22 protein-coding genes and 1 pseudogene are annotated in these 18,574 nt (G+C 69.8%); 10 read left to right on the top strand and 13 right to left on the bottom strand.

Going from position 1 to position 18,574, the window contains the following annotated elements:
• Positions 1-60 precede the first annotated feature (60 nt).
• Positions 61-1,107, top strand: a complete 1,047-nt coding sequence (locus tag AB0M87_RS11210) for an NlpC/P60 family protein (protein ID WP_365851951.1) — start codon at positions 61-63, stop codon at positions 1,105-1,107.
• Here the strand turns inward: AB0M87_RS11210 and AB0M87_RS11215 are convergent.
• Positions 1,071-2,219, bottom strand: coding sequence for an alpha/beta hydrolase-fold protein (locus AB0M87_RS11215; protein WP_365851687.1), 1,149 nt, complete (start codon positions 2,217-2,219; stop codon positions 1,071-1,073). The two genes, AB0M87_RS11210 and AB0M87_RS11215, sit on opposite strands and share 37 nt — an antisense overlap.
• 90 nt (positions 2,220-2,309) lie before the next feature.
• Entirely contained in the window at positions 2,310-2,684 is a 375-nt protein-coding gene (locus tag AB0M87_RS11220) for a VOC family protein (RefSeq protein ID WP_365851688.1), read from the bottom strand.
• A gap of 307 nt (positions 2,685-2,991) precedes the next feature.
• On the opposite strand from AB0M87_RS11220, the gene AB0M87_RS11225 reads away from it, so the two are divergent.
• The 3 genes from AB0M87_RS11225 (at position 2,992) to AB0M87_RS11235 (ending at position 4,691) form a co-directional block, all read left to right on the top strand.
• Positions 2,992-3,885: an SPFH domain-containing protein gene (locus tag AB0M87_RS11225; RefSeq protein ID WP_365851952.1), complete on the top strand. Its 894-nt coding sequence runs from the start codon at positions 2,992-2,994 to the stop codon at positions 3,883-3,885.
• Entirely contained in the window at positions 3,882-4,145 is a 264-nt protein-coding gene (locus tag AB0M87_RS11230; RefSeq protein WP_365851689.1) for a hypothetical protein, read from the top strand. Before AB0M87_RS11225 ends, AB0M87_RS11230 begins: the two co-directional genes overlap by 4 nt.
• A 156-nt stretch (positions 4,146-4,301) precedes the next feature.
• A complete protein-coding gene (locus AB0M87_RS11235; protein WP_365851690.1) occupies positions 4,302-4,691 on the top strand; it encodes a cupredoxin domain-containing protein in 390 nt (129 codons plus the stop codon).
• Here the strand turns inward: AB0M87_RS11235 and AB0M87_RS11240 are convergent.
• The 3 genes and pseudogenes from AB0M87_RS11240 to AB0M87_RS11250 form a co-directional block, all read right to left on the bottom strand.
• Complete coding sequence (locus AB0M87_RS11240; RefSeq protein ID WP_365851691.1) at positions 4,678-4,863, bottom strand: DUF397 domain-containing protein; 186 nt, start codon at positions 4,861-4,863, stop codon at positions 4,678-4,680. The two genes, AB0M87_RS11235 and AB0M87_RS11240, sit on opposite strands and share 14 nt — an antisense overlap.
• Positions 4,860-5,474: a DUF5753 domain-containing protein gene (locus AB0M87_RS11245; protein ID WP_365851692.1), complete on the bottom strand. Its 615-nt coding sequence runs from the start codon at positions 5,472-5,474 to the stop codon at positions 4,860-4,862. The genes AB0M87_RS11240 and AB0M87_RS11245 overlap by 4 nt, the downstream gene beginning before the upstream one ends.
• A 49-nt stretch (positions 5,475-5,523) precedes the next feature.
• Positions 5,524-5,652, bottom strand: a pseudogene (locus AB0M87_RS11250) (transcriptional regulator); the annotation flags it as partial.
• Positions 5,653-5,745: 93 nt separating this feature from the next.
• Between AB0M87_RS11250 and AB0M87_RS11255 the strand changes: the two are divergent.
• Positions 5,746-6,186 (top strand): ATP-binding protein, encoded by a 441-nt coding sequence (locus tag AB0M87_RS11255; protein ID WP_365851693.1) that lies wholly within the window; start codon positions 5,746-5,748, stop codon positions 6,184-6,186.
• Between the two features lie 16 nt (positions 6,187-6,202).
• Here AB0M87_RS11255 and AB0M87_RS11260 read toward each other — a convergent pair whose 3' ends face one another.
• The gene (locus AB0M87_RS11260) at positions 6,203-7,120 is read right to left on the bottom strand and encodes an RNA polymerase sigma-70 factor (RefSeq protein WP_365851694.1); all 918 of its coding nucleotides are present in this window, start codon (positions 7,118-7,120) and stop codon (positions 6,203-6,205) included.
• Positions 7,117-8,310, bottom strand: coding sequence for an FAD-dependent oxidoreductase (locus tag AB0M87_RS11265; protein ID WP_365851695.1), 1,194 nt, complete (start codon positions 8,308-8,310; stop codon positions 7,117-7,119). Before AB0M87_RS11265 ends, AB0M87_RS11260 begins: the two co-directional genes overlap by 4 nt.
• A 219-nt stretch (positions 8,311-8,529) precedes the next feature.
• Between AB0M87_RS11265 and AB0M87_RS11270 the strand changes: the two genes are divergently transcribed.
• On the top strand, positions 8,530-8,733 hold the full coding sequence (locus tag AB0M87_RS11270) for a hypothetical protein (protein ID WP_365851696.1): 204 nt from the start codon (positions 8,530-8,532) through the stop codon (positions 8,731-8,733).
• A gap of 135 nt (positions 8,734-8,868) precedes the next feature.
• On the opposite strand, the gene AB0M87_RS11275 is transcribed toward AB0M87_RS11270, so the two are convergent.
• The gene (locus tag AB0M87_RS11275; protein ID WP_365851697.1) at positions 8,869-10,395 is read right to left on the bottom strand and encodes a hypothetical protein; all 1,527 of its coding nucleotides are present in this window, start codon (positions 10,393-10,395) and stop codon (positions 8,869-8,871) included.
• 275 nt (positions 10,396-10,670) lie between these two features.
• A complete protein-coding gene (locus tag AB0M87_RS11280) occupies positions 10,671-11,450 on the bottom strand; it encodes an SDR family oxidoreductase (RefSeq protein WP_365851698.1) in 780 nt (259 codons plus the stop codon).
• A gap of 639 nt (positions 11,451-12,089) precedes the next feature.
• Between AB0M87_RS11280 and AB0M87_RS11285 the strand changes: the two genes are divergently transcribed.
• Entirely contained in the window at positions 12,090-12,422 is a 333-nt protein-coding gene (locus AB0M87_RS11285) for a hypothetical protein (RefSeq protein ID WP_365851699.1), read from the top strand.
• A gap of 66 nt (positions 12,423-12,488) precedes the next feature.
• On the opposite strand, the gene AB0M87_RS11290 is transcribed toward AB0M87_RS11285, so the two are convergent.
• Positions 12,489-13,184, bottom strand: coding sequence for a response regulator transcription factor (locus AB0M87_RS11290; RefSeq protein WP_365851700.1), 696 nt, complete (start codon positions 13,182-13,184; stop codon positions 12,489-12,491).
• The gene (locus tag AB0M87_RS11295; RefSeq protein WP_365851701.1) at positions 13,181-14,467 is read right to left on the bottom strand and encodes a PspC domain-containing protein; all 1,287 of its coding nucleotides are present in this window, start codon (positions 14,465-14,467) and stop codon (positions 13,181-13,183) included. The genes AB0M87_RS11290 and AB0M87_RS11295 overlap by 4 nt, the downstream gene beginning before the upstream one ends.
• 130 nt (positions 14,468-14,597) lie before the next feature.
• Here AB0M87_RS11295 and AB0M87_RS11300 point away from each other — a divergent pair, with 130 nt between their 5' ends.
• Positions 14,598-15,917, top strand: a complete 1,320-nt coding sequence (locus AB0M87_RS11300) for a PspC domain-containing protein (RefSeq protein WP_365851702.1) — start codon at positions 14,598-14,600, stop codon at positions 15,915-15,917.
• The gene (locus tag AB0M87_RS11305; RefSeq protein WP_365851703.1) at positions 15,907-16,230 is read left to right on the top strand and encodes a hypothetical protein; all 324 of its coding nucleotides are present in this window, start codon (positions 15,907-15,909) and stop codon (positions 16,228-16,230) included. Before AB0M87_RS11300 ends, AB0M87_RS11305 begins: the two co-directional genes overlap by 11 nt.
• A 66-nt stretch (positions 16,231-16,296) precedes the next feature.
• Here AB0M87_RS11305 and AB0M87_RS11310 read toward each other — a convergent pair whose 3' ends face one another.
• A complete protein-coding gene (locus tag AB0M87_RS11310) occupies positions 16,297-17,190 on the bottom strand; it encodes an NADP-dependent oxidoreductase (RefSeq protein ID WP_365851704.1) in 894 nt (297 codons plus the stop codon).
• A gap of 70 nt (positions 17,191-17,260) precedes the next feature.
• Between AB0M87_RS11310 and AB0M87_RS11315 the strand changes: the two genes are divergently transcribed.
• Positions 17,261-17,857 (top strand): helix-turn-helix domain-containing protein, encoded by a 597-nt coding sequence (locus AB0M87_RS11315; protein ID WP_365851705.1) that lies wholly within the window; start codon positions 17,261-17,263, stop codon positions 17,855-17,857.
• Here AB0M87_RS11315 and AB0M87_RS11320 read toward each other — a convergent pair.
• Positions 17,823-18,380 carry a TQO small subunit DoxD gene (locus AB0M87_RS11320; protein ID WP_365851706.1) on the bottom strand — a complete coding sequence of 186 codons (558 nt, stop codon included), beginning with the start codon at positions 18,378-18,380 and terminating at the stop codon, positions 17,823-17,825. The genes AB0M87_RS11315 and AB0M87_RS11320 overlap by 35 nt on opposite strands.
• Positions 18,381-18,574 lie beyond the last annotated feature (194 nt).

Below are 18,574 nucleotides of genomic sequence, written 5' to 3' on the forward strand. Positions count from 1 at the left end.
TCGCCCGGGGTGAACACGGGCGAATGCGGCAAGGACGTACGGAAGGACGTGAACGCCCTCGTGGCCGCTCACCGAAAGCCCAGACAACGCCCGCTCACCGGCCCCGCGGCCCGGACCGCCGCCACCCTCGCACTCGCCGGAGCCGCATCGGCAACCGCCTTCGAAGGCGTCGGCCATGCCGAACCCCAGCTCTCCCCGGCACAGGTCAAGGCCAAGGTCGACCAGCTGTACCAGCAGGCGGAGGTCGCCACCGACAAGTACAACGGGGCGAAGGCCGAGACGCAGGCCACCGAGAAGTCGCTGCGGACGCTGCACGACGGGGTCGCCCGCAGGACCCAGGAACTCAACACCGCCCGCGACGCGCTCGGCGCGGCCGCCGAGGCCCAGTACCGCAACGGTGCCATCGACCCGTCGCTCCAGGTCCTCCTCTCGTCCGATCCCACGCAGTACCTGGACCGGGCCGGCTACGTGGAGCGTGCGGACGACCTGCAGGCCGCCAAGGTGACCGGGGTGAGCAAGCAGCTCGGTGACCTCGCCCAGCTCCGCTCGGAGGCGGACCGCAAGATCAGCGACCTCCGCGCGCAGCGGGCCGACCTCAAGAAGCAGAAGACCACCGTGCAGAGCAAGATCCGCACGGCGCAGGCACTGCTCGCCCGGCTGACCGCCCCGGAACGCGCGCAGTACGCCGCCCAGGACGCCGGAGCCGCCGTGCCGCGCGCCGACCGTTCCGCCGTCCGCGGCTCGTTGGTGGCCCCCAACTCACGAGCCGCGCAAGCCGTCGCCTTCGCCTACGGCGCCCTCGGCAAGCCGTACGTATGGGGGGCGACCGGTCCTTCGTCCTTCGACTGCTCGGGGCTGACCCAGGCGGCGTACCGCTCGGCCGGTGTATCGCTGCCGCGCACCACGTACACCCAGATCGACTCGGGCCCGCGGGTGAGCCGCTCGGAGCTGGCGCCGGGGGATCTGATCTTCTTCTTCTCGGGCATCAGCCACGTGGGCATCTACATCGGCAACGGCGAGATGATCCACGCCCCGCATCCCGGCGCGCCGGTCCGGATCGCCCCCATCGATCAGATGCCCTTCGCCGGAGCGACCCGCCCCGTGTAGGGCGCCGACCCCGCGAACTGTTCCGAAAGCCAGAGGAACACGTCCGGTACCTGCTTCCGCCACACGGCCCGGCTGTGCCCGCCGGTCACCGGTACGACGTGCACCCGCGTCGGTCTCCTGGCCGCCGCCCGCAGCGCGAGGCCGTCCCGGTAGCCGTCCTGCGGTGCACCCGAGAGGTACAGCGCCGCACGGGGCGGGGTCTTGGCGTGGCGCAGAATCCACAGCGGGTTGTTGTCGCGGCGCAGCGTCGGGTTCTTCGCCGTGATGGACGCACGTTCGGCGGCGGGATCGTTGTATCCGGAGAGCCCGACGGCCGCCCGGTACCGGTTGGGGTGGGCGAGTGCGAGCTTGACCGCGCAGTGCGCCCCCGCGGAATATCCCGCGACCGCCCAGCCCCGCGGCCCCCGCTGGGCCCGGAACGTGTCGGTCACCATCCTCGGCACGTCCACGCTCAGCCAGGTGTCCGCGTCGACCACCCCCGCCACGTTGGCGCACCCGGTGTCACGGCTGCCCAGCAGCGACGTCCTCGGCGACACCAGAATGAACGGCGCCACCTCACCGCTCGCCATCATCGGCGCCAGCTGGGTCTGCGCGTCCAGGCTGCCGAACCAGGCCTTCGCCGTCCCGGGGAAGCCGGCCAGCAGCTCCACCACCGGGAACTTCCTGCCCCGGTACGCCGGCTGGTCGTACTGCGGCGGCAGCCACACGTACACCTCACCGCGCACCCCGGACACCCGCCCGGTCAGTGTCGTGCCGATCACCCCGCGCCCCATCCGCCGGTCGTGCGACGGCGCGAAGTCGGCCGGCTGCCGGGGCCCGGCGTCCGGTTGCAGGCCGCCCAGGCCGTCGGGTCCGAGGTCGGGCGCTGCGACGACGTGGTGGCCTCTGCCGAGCAGGTCGGACCAGTTGTCGTACAGCCCGTTGCTGTTGTTCACCGCGACGAACACCGTCAGCACCGCGGTCGCCTGCGCCACCAGCACCATGCCCAGCCGTACCGCACCCCGCACCGCCACGGGACCGGCGACCCGCCCCCACAGCAGCAGCGGCAGCAGCACTGCGATGACCGTCGCGGCGATCGCGGTCAGGAAGAAGGGGGTCCCCGTCAGGCTCATCACGCGTGAAGAGATGCCCAACCGACGACCTGGGTTACCTGTTTTGCCCCCTTTTTACATCGGCGCCCCCGACGGGTACGCCCGTCCGGTTCAGGACGTTGCGGGCCCCTGCACGAGCTGGAGGTAGTTGCCGACCGGATCCAGCACGGTGCAGATGATCCAGCCGCCACCCATCTCCTCGACGGGCCGAACCCACTTCACCCCGACGCTGTTGAGGTGCTGCTCGGCGGCGCGGATGTCCCGGACCGTGATGTTGACCATGTGCCGCCCCGGCTCCGCCGCCGTGTCCGCAACATCGTCGCGCCGGTCGAATCCGATGATCGACTGCTGTCCGATGACGAGCATGTGCCCTTCCCAACGGGCGCCCAACGGCTCCAGCGCGGCCCGGTACCACTCGACGAGCCGGTCGGGCTCCGTACTGCCGAGAATCACACCGAGTCCGGTGAGGTTGTCCTGCGATGCCATGAAGGCACCTCCCTGTGCATAGGTGGTTGCAGAGGTCATGACGCCGCCCGGAGGCGAAACTCATCGGTCGGCGGCTCATCGGCCGCCGGTTCATCAGCCGTCGGCTCATCGGCCGCCGGAAGCTGCCGTACTGTGCTAAATTAGATATCACTTTGATTCTTCCCAGCAAGCAATTATGCGACTCCGGTCCGGCCGGAGTCCGGAGACGGAGCTCTTCATGACCGGATCACCCGGCCAAGGCCCTGCGGAGCGCCCCGCGCACCCCGCCACGACCACTGCGGCGGGTCTCGACGCGGACACCCCGGAGATGCCCGCGCCACAGGTTCGGGAAAGGACCGCGCACGGCATCGCGGGCGGGCTGGCGCTGCTGCTGACCGTGCTCGGTGTCGCGGTGGGCCTCGGCCTGCTCATCGGCGGCGGGGTCTCGACCGGCGGCGGCAGCAAGGCCGCCCTGATCATCATCGGCATCCTGGTACTGGTCGTCTCGCTGTTCTGCATGACCGGCGTGAAGATGGTCGCGCCCGGCGAGGCCCGCGTGATCCAGCTGTTCGGCCGTTACGTCGGCACCATCCGGCAGGACGGCCTCCGCTGGGTCAACCCGCTGACCAGTTCGCGGAAGATCTCCACCCGGGTCCGGAACAACGAGACCTCCGTCCTGAAGGTCAACGACGCGTACGGCAACCCGATCGAGCTGGCGGCCGTCGTGGTGTGGAAGGTCGAGGACACGGCGCAGGCGCTGTTCGAGGTGGACGACTACCCGGAGTTCGTGGCCACCCAGACCGAGTCCGCCGTCCGGCACATCGCCATCGAGTACCCCTACGACGCCCACGACGAGAACGCACTGTCGCTGCGGGGCAACGCCGAGGAGATCACCGAGAAGCTCTCTCTCGAGCTGACCGCCCGGGTGCAGGCCGCGGGCGTACGGATCATCGAGTCCCGTTTCAGCCACCTCGCCTACGCACCGGAGATCGCCTCCGCGATGCTCCAGCGCCAGCAGGCCGGCGCCGTCGTCGCGGCCCGTCAGCAGATCGTCGAGGGCGCGGTCGGTATGGTCGAGCAGGCGCTGATCCGGATCAGCGAGCAGGGCATCGTCGAACTGGACGAGGAGCGGAAGGCCGCGATGGTGAGCAACCTGATGGTCGTGCTGTGCGGGGACCGGGCGGTACAGCCGGTCCTGAACACCGGCTCGCTCTACCAGTGAACGAGGACGAATCCGGCGCACCGCCGCCACCACCACCGCGCGCGGCCCGGCAGCGCAAGCAGGTCCTGCTGCGGCTGGACCCCGCCGTGCACGACGCGCTGGCCCGCTGGGCCGGCGACGAACTGCGGAGCACGAACGCCCAGATCGAATTCCTGCTCCGCCGGGCCCTGGCCGACGCGGGCCGCCTGCCGCGCGATACCGGCGCCCTCCCCCGCCGGGGCCGGCCGCCGGGGTCGGGGCGCGGTCCGGCGAAGGCATAGACAACGCAGCGCCTCGAGGCCATCCGTTCGGGTGAGCCGTCGGCCCGGTCGGCTCCATGGAACACCGCGCCCTGCCGTCCGCTCCGGAACACTCGACCCAACAGCCGTACCGTTGCGCCTGCTTGCCCCCGATCGTCCGAGACCACCGGAGAGACGATGCCCTTCCTCACCCGCAAATCGTGCGCCGTCGCGGCCGTGGCCGCACTGTGCATGCTCACCACCGTGACCGGTTGTTCGAGCGGTGGTGGCTCGAAGACCTCTTCCGCTACGGCGTCGGCGTCCGGAAGCGGCAAGTCGGCGCACATCACGATCAAGGACTTCGCGTTCAAGCCCGCAGACCTCACGGTCGCCCCCGGGACGAAGATCACCGTCACCAACAACGACTCGGCGGCGCACACCGTGACGGCCAAGGACAAGAAGTCCTTCGACACCGACACGATCGCGCCAGGCCAGACGGTCACCTTCAACGCGCCCGCCAAGGCGGGCACGTACCCCTACTACTGCTCGATCCACCCGTACATGAAGGGCACCCTCACGCTCCGCTGACCGCGTACACGAGAAAGGCCGCCCAGGCCGGGGCGGGCACGGCCAGTTGGGGACTCTCGGCCAGCTTCGAGTCCCGGACGTGGACGGTGGCGGGACAGGCGGCGACCTCTACGCAGTCGCCACCTTCGGTGTTGCTGTAGCTGGACTTGATCCACATCAACTCGTCGCTCACAATTCCTCCGCCAACTTGCCAATGAATTGGGCCGACTGCTCGACCCCGAGGGCCTGCATCCGGATCATGCCATGGCGTTGGATGAGCAAGCCGACCTTGTCCGAGGCCGAATGCAGGATGCCGGTCGACTGACCTTCTTCGTAGGCGAAGTGTTCATGCTCGTCAGTCTCGATCAGTACCAGTGGACCATTGAGCCCAGTGTGGGCACCTTGCCCCACCGGAAGCACCTGGATTGACACGTTGCGCAGGTGCCGCAGCTCCAGCAGGTGCTGCAGTTGCGCTCTCATCTCGTCACGACCGCCCACAGGTTCACGCAGCGCCGCCTCATAGACGACAAATCCGAATAACACGGTCTGCTTACGATGCAACCGCTCTTGCCGCTGCAAGCGCGCTGCGACCCTGGCTTCGACCGTCTCGTCATCGAGAGGGGGACAGTTGGCGTTCAGCAAGGCGCGGGCATAGGCCTCAGTCTGCAATTGCCCCGGCACGAACAAGGGCTGATAAGAGTGCAAGGCAACTGCCTTGGCCTCCGCCTCGGCGTACTCCTGCGAGTACGAGGGGAACTTCTCCGGTCGAAGAAACTCCTGCGCCGCGACCAATCCCGCCAGCACTGCACAGTTGATCAGCGGCCTCCAAGAACCGCAGCGTGGGCCGACGTCGCCCGACCTCCATCGACCGTACGTAGTCGTAGCCGTACCCGGCCTCGGCCCCCAACTGCTCCCGGGAGACACCCGCCTTCGTACGCCACAGCTTGATCTGGTTACCGCAGTACCGCCACGCCTCCGACATCCGCACGCCTCCCCAGGGCACCACGTGTACAGCTACGGTACGTACACGCTCCGTTACTCCCTACGCTATTCCCTCGGCGCCAGGCTGTGGGTCATGACCAGCACAATGCCCAAGGACATCGAGTGGCGATTCCCCCGCCGCCCCCGCAGCGTGAGCCGGGCCCGCGCGTTGCTCGCCGAGCAGGCACACGCCTGGAAGGTGCCGGACGAGGTGACCGACACAGCCGTGCTGCTGCTCAGCGAGCTGATGACCAACGCGGTACGCCACGCATCCGTCCCCCCGGGCCGCGAAGTATCGGCACGCTGCATCCTCAGCGACGACACCACCCTGCGCGTCGAAGTGGCAGACGCGTCCAGCGCCCTCCCCGAGGTGCAACACCCGAGCCTCGAAGCCGAGTCGGGACGGGGCCTCGCCCTGGTCACCGCACTCGCCACCACGTGGGGCACCCGGCCGCGCCCGTACGGCATCGGCAAGACGGTGTGGTTCGAGCTGACCACCACCCGCACGCAGCTCGATGCGTCAGCAGCCGACTAGCGTTCTGCGACAGTGGTCAGGAGAGTTCGTGCCGAGTGCCGTCGGCGACCGCGTGGAGTTTGTCGGGGTTGGCCACGTTGTGGATGGTCGAGATACTGCCCTCCGGATCGAAGTCGAAGGTCAGCGTGGCGACCACGCGGTCCGGGCCGTGGAAGACCACGCCCGGGCCACCGTTGATCCAGGTGAGCTCGGCCCGCATCTGCCCGGGCTCGATGCCCTGGTAGGTCGCGGTGCCGAGGGCGGCGAACCAACGGGCCACGGCCTTCAGGCCGACGACCGGTTTGAGGGCCTGGCGGACCTTGCCGCCGCCATCGGTCCACAGCGTGACGTCCGGGGAGAGCAGTTCCATGAGGGTGTTGATGTCGCCGCCCGACGCCGCCGCGAAGAAGCGTTCGGCGACGTCGCGTTGGCGGGCGCGGTCCGCGGTGAAGCGGGGCCGGCGGGCCTGGACGTGCTCGCGGGCGCGGTGCGCGGCCTGCCGGACCGCCGCCTCCGTGCGTTCCACCGCCTCCGCGATCTCCCCATAGCTGAAGGCGAAGACCTCCTTCAGTACGAAGACCGCGCGCTCCAGGGGGCTCAGTGTCTCCAGCACCACCAGCAGGGCCATGGAGACCGAGTCCGCCGCGGCAACGCCGTCAGCGGTATCCGGGCCGGTGAGGATCGGCTCGGGGAGCCATGGCCCGACGTAGGTCTCGCGCTGGTGGCGGGTCGAACGAAGCCGCTCCATCGACAGGTTGGAGACGATCCGGGTCAGGTAGGCCTTGGGGTCGGCGACCTGGGCACGGTCGGCCGCCGACCACTTGAGCCAGGCGTCCTGAACCACGTCCTCGGCGTCGGCGGCGGTGCCGAGGATGCGGTAGCCGACGGAAAAGAGCAGGGTGCGGTACTTCTGGAAGGCAAGCTGGTCAGGTCCGGCCTGCTGCGGCTGGTTCACTTGGCGCTCCGAATCCGGGTGTAGCGGCCGCCGTGCGGCCAGAACGCGCCCGAGGCCGGCATCTTCTTCATGCGGGTGAAAGTCGACCACGGCGCGGCGGTGACCGTCTCCTTGTACTTCGCGGCTCGCTTGCCGGTCAGCACGATCCGGCGCGGGCTGTCGTCGGGGTGGGTGAACTGCACGACGGCGTCGTTCCGGCCCAGGCTGACAGGTGTGTGGTAGTAGCCGAATCGGAAGGGCTTGGGCTCCTTGCCGGCCAGCACCCGCAGGATCGAAAGGGCCGCGTGCACGCCGGTGGGCATACCGCCCTGACAGGTCCCGTGCATCACGCCGTAGCCCTGACGGATCGCCGCCGCGTCGCCCACGGCGTAGACATCCGGGTGGGAGACCGAGCGCAGCGCGCTGTCGGTGACCACACGGCCGCGCTCGTCGACGGTCAGGCCCGCGGCGGCGGCCAGCGGCGAGACACGGGTGCCGCTGGTCCACAGCACCGCGCCCGCCGGAATGCTGGAGCCGTCCGCGAGCTCGACACTGTCCGGCAGCACCTTGACCACCTCAACGCCGCTGCGCACCTGCACACCGAGCCGGGCGAGCGCCGCGTCCAAGTAGGCCTTGGCCTTCGGGTGCATGCTCTCCCCCGGCTCCTGCCGGCCGAGCAGCACGACCTGTAGCTCCGGGTGCCGCTCGGCGATCTCCGCGGCGGCCTCGACGCCGGTGAGGCCGCTGCCGCCGACCACGACGGTCCCGCCGTCGAGCCGGGTCAGCCGGCCGGCGAGAATGGCGGCGTCCTCCGGGCTGTTGAGGGTGTGGGCGTGGTCATCCACACCGGGGACGGCGGCGGTGTCCGCGACGCCGCCCAGGCCGTAGACCAGGGTGTCGTAGCGCAGGACCCGGTCGTCATCGATCCGGACGGTCTTCGCCTCGGCGTCCAGGGCGGTGACCCAGCCGCGGACGAAGCCGGCGCCGGTGCCGTCCAGCAGCTCCGGGATGTTCATCTCGGCCGTCTCCTGGCCGGTGGCCGTCATGTGCAGTCGGAGCCGCTCGGTGAAGGTGTCGTAGGGATTGACCAGCGTCACTCGCAGGTTCCCCTGCTTTCTGGTGCGGGCCGCGAGCTGGATCGCGGCGGAGAGTCCGGCGTAACCGGCGCCCAGGACCAGGACCTCATGCTGCTGCGCTGCTGTCGCGTTCATCGCTCTGCCGTCTCTTTCCTGTCGGTCGTTCCCGCTGTGCGGACGACCACCAGACGCGAACTGCCCTTCCGTTCGTGACGCGAGGCCCGCGTGACCCGCGTCACAAGGCGGGGAGAGAGAGTGGGGCACGCGGCATCAGCCTGCCGAGCATCGCGATGTGCTACCCATCGTCGACCGCCGGCCGCTTGGATAGGCTGCGCGGGGAACCCAGGAGGTGTCATGGCGAAGGTCACCATCAGCCTGGACAGCGATCTGGCCATCGAGGTCATGCTGCTGGCCGGTACCAGGAGTCCGCAGGACGCTGTCGAGTTGATCGTCCGAGACTATCTGGCACGGGGTCGCCGCACCGAGGCTCGTGCCGGTGACGCCGGCGACCAGGATCGCCTCGCCGACCGGCGGTCAGCGCCGGAAGAGGGCCGATGAGCACTTCAGGGAGCTGGTCGCCGCCCTGCGCAACCGAACAGTGCATCACCCGGCTGCCGTTGGCTACAACGGTTCACCGGGCGTGACCTCGTCGCCCGCCTCGCTCATCGGGCGTCCAGCGAGAACGGCCCGGGATCAGCAGCCGTTCGTCCAGGGGAGCCGGTACTCCGAGCTCAATCGGTACGTCCCGGCAGCCGGAGCCGTCAGCTGCACCCAGTCTCCCGCCCGCTTCAGGCAGGCGCCGCCGTCGGCGTGCAGCCAGGACGAGAAGACGATGCGTACGGTGATCGGCCCTTCGCGGCGGGCTCTGATGACGACCTCGGAACCGTCGGACGTGACGACCTGTGCCGGGCCGGTGACGAGTGCCGGTGCGTTGCGCACGCGGTAGATGCTCCAGTGGCTGTCGTGCCAGACGGGGTCGAGCCAGCCGGGCCCGGACCGTACGAGAGCGGCCTCCTGCTCTGCCGGGCCGTCCGGTCTGCCGTCGTGCAGGACGACGTAGCCCACCGCCCAGTGGTTCAGCCAATCGCGGTACGAGGCCTCGGACAGCGTGCCGTCGTAGAAGAGCCGTCCGCGTTCCACGTCCAGTTGCCGGTTCCAGCCCCGGGCCGTGTTGACGTGGGACGACAGAACGGCGGCCTCACGGTGGTTGCGGGCGGGGACGACTTCCACCCGGGTCCGATCGGCACGGAGGGCCGCCAGTTCCCGTACGACGCCGTCGGTGTGCGACGCCCAGGCCGGCACCTCCGTGGAGATGGTGATGTCATCCGCCGTCTTCTTGATCACCCAGCCCGACGATATGGCGAACGAGACGGCCGCTCCGATACTCACCAGGGACCGGAGCCGGCGGGGGGCCGGCTGGAGGGCGCAGGCGAGCAGGGCCGCCGGTGCCGCGAGTTCCGCCAGTCGCTCGACGTTCGTGCCGATGGGAGACGGGATGAGATAGGTGAGGACGATGCCCACTGCGTAGACCGCTGCCGCGTTCCGCAGCACCCGCCAGGCCCGGGGGGCGAACAGCACAACGGCGAGAGCGAGGCAGGACGGCTGCCAGACCCGGCCCAGGGACATGGGTTGCTCACCCTGAAAGGGAAACAACAGCGTCGTCGTGGCGACCATGACCACGGGCGGAAGCAGCAGGACCGACGCCCTGTGCCAGTCCCTCGCGAGGAACCAGCCGGCGCCCGCCACGACGAGGAACAGACCCGCGACCGGGCTCGCCAGGGTGGCCAGTGCGGCCAGAACCGCCGCGGCGACGAGCTTGCGCGCGCCACCGGCCAACACGAGACACGACGCGAGGGCGAACGCCGTGCCGAGCGCGAAGGTCGTCCGGCCGGACACCACGTCGCACCACAACGCCAGCGCCGCGAACAGCGCGGGCCACAGCGGTCTGCGGACACCGGCGCGTACCATCAACACGCCCACCAACCACGAAGACGCAAGTCCCGCAAGGACACCGACCGTCCGGACTCCGAAGAGCGCCATCAGCTGCGGCGAGATCACGCTGTAGTTGACGGTGTGCATACCGCCGTACCAGAAGAGGTTGTACGCGGAGGACGGAGACCGCGAAACGAACCCGGCCCACGCGAGCTGCGCCGCCAGGTCTCCCCCACCGGTGGCCAGGAACGCGGCCCATATCGCGTAAAGGGGCACGGTGACGGCCACAGCGCACAGCGGAACGCCGTATCGATCCCGGGAGAGCTGAGATCGAAGGGTTCCTCGCTTCTCCGCCGGACCCGCGCCGGACCGTTGTGCCGGCAGCTCATCAGTGGACACGGAACATCGTTTCTGTTCGGACGGCAGACGACGGGCCGGGGCGTGGCTGACCGGTCCCGCACGGGCGCGGACACGTGAACAGATGGCACGGACCGGGCTCGCGCATGCAGGCCCAGGCTCCCACACCGGGCTGCAGGAGCCGGTCGCCCCTCGGCCGGCTGACCTCAGTGCACGGAGAACCCGCCGTCGACGAAGATCGATTGCCCGGTGACGTAGGCGGAGGCGCGGCCGGCCAGGAAGACCGCCGCGCCCGCGAAGTCCTCGGCCAGGCCGTTCCTGCCGACCATCGTGCGCGCGGCCAGCGCCGCCACCTTCTCGGTGTCCGACGACAACCGCGCGTTGAGCGGCGTCATCACGAAGCCGGGCACGAGCGTGTTGCAGGTAACGCCGTACGGCGACCAGGCCTCGGCCTGCGAACGAGCCAGTGACTCCAACGCCCCCTTGGAGACACCGTAGGCACCGCTCTGGACGAACGCCCGGTGCGCCTGCTGCGAGGTGACGTGGATGATCCGGCCGAAGCCGCGGTCGGCCATGCCGGGGCCGAACCGCTGTCCCAGCAAGTAGGGCGCCTCCAGGTTCACCGCCATCGTGGTGTCCCAGACGTCGTCGCCCAACTCGCTCATCGGCGGGCGCAGGTTGACGCCTGCGCAGTTGACGAGGATGTCGGGCTCCCCGAACGGCTCTGCCGCCCGGTCGGCCGCCGCACGCACCCGGTCGCGGATGCCGAGGTCGGCGCTCACCCACGCCGCCCGGCAGCCTTCGGCCTTCAGCTCGTCCACCGTGGCGGCCAGCTCCGCCTCCTTGCGCGCCACGATGACGACGCTCGCCCCGGCCCGCGCGAGTGCCCCGGCGATGGCCCGGCCGATGCCGGAGCTGCCGCCGGTCACCAGGGCGACCCGGTCGTCCAGCGAGAAGAGTTCGGAGAGGTATGCCTGCGCTGCCATGATCGAACACTAGACCCCGTGCGGTAGGAGAGGCAGGTCGGACCAGGCTTCGCGCCGTCGCCCAGCGGGTCGGTTCGTTTCACGGAAGCTGCGGAATCAGTGACACCCACCGCGCAACATACGCCCGCAACGAATCATTGTGATTCAGGTACTGATCAATCCCCTTCAGAGGGATCAGCATATTTTTGATACGCCTCAGACCGAGCATACGAGCCGCAGAACAGCAACGCCATGTGGCAGCCAGCACTTCCGCTTCCGCGCACGGCAGATCGATCCTCTCCATAACATATCTGCAGAGGTCCGATGGATCCCTTTCGCTACCAGCGGGGCCAACTCCGAACTCGTGGATCATAAAAACCCGAAGATGGGCAACCTCTGCAGCAAGTTTCTTTACATCACTGTCGACTGGTTCAAATTCCCGAGAGATGGCCACCAAAGCGAGACGGGCCCAGCGGAGCCTCACATCTGCAGGCAGATCTTCCTCTCGCATCGTACCCGTACAGAGGGCACGGAGAGTCAGCCAATCGTGCAGAGGGACAGAGCCCCGGGGAGCTGATAGAGCTTTCTCTTCCAGCCATCGCAGCGAGCGGCCTGACATATCTCCAGCTGCGAAGTGAGACGCGGTGCAACTCATGCGAAATGCTTCTGAATCTCGCCGGGCGGGGTGCCCGATTTCTTGAACTGGTGCGAAAGGTGAGCAGCCATGGTGGTGAAGTCTGCAAGTCGGCGACCTTCCTTGAGGTCCCCGGTCACACTCCCTGTAACTACGTCCATGGTGATTTCGGGCCGTCAATTCGCGTACTGAACGGGGTCGTCGTGCAGAAGCCGGCGTGCGACGCTCCGGCGCTGTTCGTGGTCAAGATCGCACATCCGCGCGACCACGGTCCGTCCGGCGGCCGCACCGAGAACGTCTCGGCCAGGGCCGGGACGGCCCCCTGGTCGAAGAACAAACACCAAGCCCGCCCGCGTTGAAAGCCGAGTTCAGCCGTGAGCTGGAAAGTGTTCACGCTCCGGTGAAGGACCCCTGCCCCGGGCCGGTCAGACCAGGCGTCGTGCCGTCGCCCAGCGGGTCAGTTCGTGGCGGTTGGAGAGCTGGAGCTTCCTGAGCACGGCGGAGACGTGGGACTCGACGGTCTTCACCGAGATGAAGAGCTGCTTGGCGATCTCCTTGTAGGCGTAGCCGCGGGCGATCAGGCGCAGCACCTCGCGTTCTCGCTGGGTCAGCCGGTCCATGTCCTCGTCGACCGGCGGTGCGTCCGTGGAGGCGAAGGCGTCGAGCACGAAGCCGGCCAGGCGCGGGGAGAAGACCGCGTCGCCGTCCTGGACGCGGAAGATGGAGTCGACCAGGTCGGTGCCGGTGATCGTCTTGGTGACGTAGCCGCGGGCGCCACCCCGGATGACGCCGATGACGTCCTCCGCCGCGTCCGAGACGGACAGGGCGAGGAAGCGCACCGGATTCTCCGCGTCGGACATCAGCGCGGCCGAGCGGCGCAGCACCTCGACACCGCCGCCGCCCGGGAGGTGCACGTCGAGCAGGACGACCTCGGGGCGGGTGGCCTTGATGACGGTGACCGCCTGGTCGACGTCGGCCGCCTCGCCGACCACCTCGACTCCGGTGGTCTCCGTCCGGCCGATCTCGGCCTGTACGCCGGTGCGGAACATCCGGTGGTCGTCGACGAGCACGACCCGGACCCGGCGGCTCTCGGTGGTCTGCTCAGTCTCGGTCTCGGTCATGCTCGCTCCATCTCCAGTTCCACTACGGTGCCGCCCTCCGGCGCGGAACGCAGGTGCGCCGTACCGCCGTTGCGCTGCATCCGGCCGATGATCGATTCCCGGACGCCCATCCGGTCGTCGGGGACCGCGTCCAGATCGAAGCCGGGGCCCCGGTCCCGTACGGATACGAAGACGGTACGGCCTTCGACCTCCGCGTAGACCTGCACCGCCCCACCCCCGCCACCGTACTTGGCCGCGTTCACCATTGCCTCGCGTGCGGCCTGCATCTGTGCGGACAGCTTCTCGTCGAGCGGGCAGTCGCCGACGACCACCACCTCCAGCGGGACACCGTGCTTGTCCTCGACCTCGGCAGCGGCGCTCTTGACCGCTTCGCCGAGGGTCTCGGGTTCGTCGTCCTGGTCCTTGCCGGTGCCCTCGGGTTTGTACAGCCAGGCGCGCAGTTCGCGTTCCTGGGCGCGGGCGAGCCTGCGCACCTCGCCGCCGTCGTCGGCGTTGCGCTGGATCAGGGTGAGGGTGTGCAGCACCGAGTCGTGCACATGGGCGGCGACCTCGGCGCGTTCCTGGGCGCGGATGCGCATCAGGCGTTCCTGCGAGAGGTCCTGGGTCATCCGCACCAGCCAGGGGCCGGCGAGCAGGGCGATGCCGGCGACCACAGCGAGCGTCGCGGTCAGTACGTTGCCCAGTTGGGCGGCCGAACCGCGGATCACGATGAACGCCGCCAGGCCGGTGCCGACCAGGACGACGCCCGCCAGCGCCCGCCCCAGCGGGAGCAGCCGGCTGCGGCGGCCGACCTCGGACCAGTGGGCGCGGCGGGAGTTGTCGGCCTGGCGCCAGACCAGCACGACACCGGCGCCGATCAGCAGGACGGGCCAGATGTACGGGCTGGCGGCACCGCCGATGTCGACGTTCGTCGCGAAGATCCCCACCCCGATGACCAGCGCGATCAGTGCGACGATCTGGCCCCGGTCCGGTTTGCGCAGCAGCCGGGCGCGGCCGTCCGGGGACTCCTCGAAGGCGGAGCGGTTGGCATCCACCCCGCCCGCGCCCAGCGGGACGACGAACCAGAACGCCACATACACCAGGGCGCCGAGCCCCTCCAGTGTGAACAGCACGATAAAGGCGGCCCGCACCCAGGAGACCGGCACCCCGAGGTGGCCGGCGAGCCCGCGCGCGACACCGCCCAGCATGCGCCCCTCGGCGCTGCGGTACAGCTTGCGCAGCGGCGGCTCTTCCGGCGCTTCGGCGGCGCCGGGGCCTGCGGCGCGGGGTGGGGCGACTGGCATGGTTCGATCGTCACATGCACAGGCACACCGAGGCATCAGGGAAAACCCCCTGGTTCGCCGCGCCGAAATCAGGGACCGGCCAGGGTTGTGACGGCTCCCTTCCGTGCGCGGTGCCCGTCACCATGGACGCATGACATCCCCGCCGCCGCAGTACGAGCCAGTGCCGCAGTTGCGGCGCCACCGGAGGAACAAGGTGGTCGCCGGGGTGTGCGGCGGTCTCGGCAGGCATTTCGACCTGGACCCGGTGATCTTCCGGGTGGTGCTCGGGGTGCTGACGGTGACCGGCGGCCTCGGGCTGATCTTCTACGGTTTCGCCTGGCTGCTGCTGCCGCTGGATGGGGAGGACGAGAGTGAGGGGCACCGGCTGCTGACCGGGCGGGTCGAGGGCGCGTCGATGGCGGCGGTGCTCGCCGCGCTGGTCGGCTGCGGTCTGTTCCTGTCGATGCTGCACTACGTGTCGGTGCTCGTCTTCTCGGCGCTGCTCGCGCTGGCCGCGGGCGGCTCGGCGGTGTGGTCGCAGCGGCGGCGGCTGGTGCCACCGGCGGAGACCGCACCGGACGGCGGCCAACCGGCCGGCGCGTCGCGGGCGTTCGCGCAGAAGGTGGCGGCGCAGCGGGTGGCCGCGCAGAAGGTGGCCGACGCGCCGCCGGAGACCCAGGCACCGCCGTCCCCGGGAAGCCCGTCCTGGTGGCGGGATCCGATCATCAAGGACGGCACCACGGGGCCGGTGGGCTCGGGTTATCTGTGGGGGCCCGCGGATGCCGCGGTGGACCGTCCGGCGCCGTCCCGAGGACCGGCCTGGCCCCCCGCCGCGATCCGCGGTCCCCGGGGCATCGGCGGACGGGTGTTCCTGCTGGCGCTGTGCGCGGCCGGTCTCGGCGCCGGGCTCTCCTGGCACGCCCAGCCGGTCGGCACCAGCCTGCAGATCGGGCTGGCCTGCGCACTCGCCGTCTTCGGCCTGGGCATGCTGGTCAGCGCGTTCGTCGGGCGTACCGGCGTCGGCACGATCATCCTGGCGGTGCTCACCACGGCGCTGCTCGGGGCGTCCGCGTCCTTGCCGAAGAACATCACATCCGACTGGGTCCGTACGGACTGGCGGCCCGCGTCGGTCTCCGCTCTGCAGCCGAAGTACGAGGTCGGCTCCGGGGTCGGCACCCTGAACCTCCGCGATCTGGCCCTGCCGGCGGGCACCTCGGCCGGCACCCGCGCGGAGGTCGGTGCGGGGCGGCTGGTCGTGGTCGTACCGAAGAATGTGACGGTACGGCTCCGGGTCGACGTCGGCATCGGCGACATCCGGTTGCCTGGCGAGGACGGCAATGACGTCGACATCCAGCCCGACCAGAAGAAGACGGTGACGCTCGACCCGCCGCCCGGCGGGAAGGTGGCGGGCACCCTCGACCTCCGCCTGGAGGTCGGCGTGGGACAGGCGGAGGTGACCCGTGCACGGTGACGACTCGGGGCGTGAGCGCGGGGACGAACGGCTGCGCACGCCCAGGCGTGAGTACCGGCATGAGGTCCGGCCGGGGAAGGTGGTCGCGGGGCTGGTGCTGCTGGGCATCGCCGCCCTCTACCTCGGTGACGCGGGCGGCGTCTGGGTGACACCGGCCGGAGTCGCCGCGCCGGTACTCGTCGCCGGTCTGGTGGCGGCGGGGGCGACGAGCCGGATCAGTTACGGCGTGCGCCGGCGCCGGGCGGCCCGCAGGGCATCGGCGGACAGCACCGACGACCCGGCGAGCACCAGTGGCGACCAGGCCATGAGGTAGACGTTCGGTCCCCGGATCCGGTCGGCTCCGGGGACGAGATCGACGATGATCGCCCGGCAGAACGCCTCAGACGACCATGACCCGGCGCCCGCGCGCGTGACCGGCCTGGCTGTCGATGTGCGCCTGCGCGGCCTCGGCGAGCGTGTACGACTTCTCGACCGGGATGTGCAGCTTTCCCCGCGAGATGAGGCCGGCGGCCTCGGTGAGCGCTTCCGGCATGCTCCCGGCCACGCCGGAGAACCGGACACCGAACTCCGGCGCAGCGAGATCGGCGATGGAGATCACCTTCTGCGGATCCCCGGTCAGTTCGACGAGCTCGCGGATCACACCCGAGCCGGCCAGATCGAGAGCTGCGTCGACCTGGCCGAGCTGTCGCACCCGCTCCACCCAGCCCTCGCCGTACGTCGTGGCGACGGCACCCAGGTTCCGCAGATAGTCCTGGTTCGCGGCCCCAGCCGTGCCGATCACCGTGATGCCGCGGTCGCGGGCGATCTGCAGCACCGCCGATCCGACTCCCCCGGACGCTCCGCTGGCCAGCAGCGTCTGCCCGGGCCGCACACCGACCTCGCGGATGATGCGCAGCGCGGTCTCCACCACGGAGGGGTACCCGGCCGCCTCTTCGAACGTCAGGCCCTCGGGCATACGGGCCCAGGCCCACAGCACGGCGAACTCGGCATAGGTGCCCGAGCCTTCGCCGAACACGTGGTCGCCGACCTCGACCCCTTCGACGCCCTCGCCGACCTCGTCCACCACCCCGGAGGCGTCCAGCCCGACTCCGGCGGGCAGCTCGATCGGATGGGCCCCCAAAACCTGGCCTTCGCGGACCCTCCAGTCGACGGGGTTCACGCCCGCCGCCCGCACGGCGATGCGTATGCGGCCGGGGCCCGCGTGGGGCTCCTCGGCGTCTATGAGTTGCAGGACGTCCGGACCGCCGAATTCGGCGAAGCTCACTCTCTTCATGCGGAAGAACGTAGCACTAACGGTTAGCTTTTAAAAACAGCTTCGGGTTTGTATTTGATAGCGTCATGGCATGACCGTGCCGTCCGGACGCCGTGAGCGCAAGAAGGCCGCGACCCGCCAGAAGATCGCTGACACCGCCCTGCGCCTCTTCCTGGAACGCGGGTATGACGCGGTGGGCATCCGTGACGTGGCCGCCGAGGCCGACGTGGCCGTCACCACGCTCTTCTCCCACTTCGCCTCGAAAGAGGCCCTGGTGTTCGAGCAGGGCGACGACTTCGAACAACGCCTCACGCAGGCGGTCACCGGCCGGGCGCCGCACGAGCCGCTCATCCCTGCGCTGCGCCGCGAGATCCATGGCCTGGTGCGACACTGCACGGCGGACAGCGCCGCCCCGATCTGGTCCATGATCGAGGAATCGCCCGCCCTGCGGGAGTACGAGGAGTCGATGAGGCTGCGCCACGCGGAGACGCTGGCCACGGCCATCGCGGCCGATCCCGGCCTGTCACCGACCACAACGGCCTGCCGGACGATCGCGAGGTTCGCGATCGACGCCTATTCGCTGGCCCGCGGGGCGGACGATCCGGAGGCCGCGGTGGACGAGATCTTCCGGATGATCGAGGCGGCCTGGGAGGTCAGCTGCCCTTCTGTTCGTGGCGCCGACGCCTGATCAGGGCATCCAGCGACCAGAGGGGCGCACCGGTCAGCATGAGGGGCACCCAGCAGAACATGTACGGGAGGTCGTTGCCGTAGTAGTACGGCGTGGTCTGCCAGCTCACGGTCAGCCAGAGACTGAGCGAGATCGCCGCCCCGCCGAGTGCGGCGAGCCGGCCGAAGAGGCCGAGCAGGGTGCCGATGCCCACCGCGAGTTCGCCCAGGGCGATGGCGTACCCGAAGCCTGACGGGTTCTTCAGGGCCAGGTCCACCAGGGCCGGGAGGGCGGCCGAGTCGCGGACCGAGCGCATGAGTTCGCCGATGGAGCCGGTGCCGGACGCGTGCAGGAAGGCGGAATCGGCGAGCTTGTCGAGACCTGCGTAGGTGAAGGTGACGCCCAGGAAAAGGCGGAGGGGGACCAGGGCGTAGGTGCGGGCGGTCTCTCTCCAGTCGGGGCGCCGGCCGGGGCGTTGGGCGGCGCGTTGGGCGTGGCCGCCCGTCGCGGGTGGCGTCGTCTCTGTCCGGTATCCGTGAACCATGGCCGGTTCCTGCCTCTCCGGGGTGCCCCCCGTTTGTGCGGATCCCTTTTGGGCCTTGGTGGGGAATACGGGTGGGGCGGGCGGTGGGCTCAATCTTGCACCGAGCAATGTGGGGCGGGCGGTGGGGGCGGCGGGCCTTTTCCCCGCCCCCACCGCCAGCCTCCGGCCGGGGGCCCCACCTTCCCGAACTGGGG

Source organism: Streptomyces sp. NPDC051320 (genome assembly GCF_040682175.1).
GTDB lineage: Bacteria > Actinomycetota > Actinomycetes > Streptomycetales > Streptomycetaceae > Streptomyces.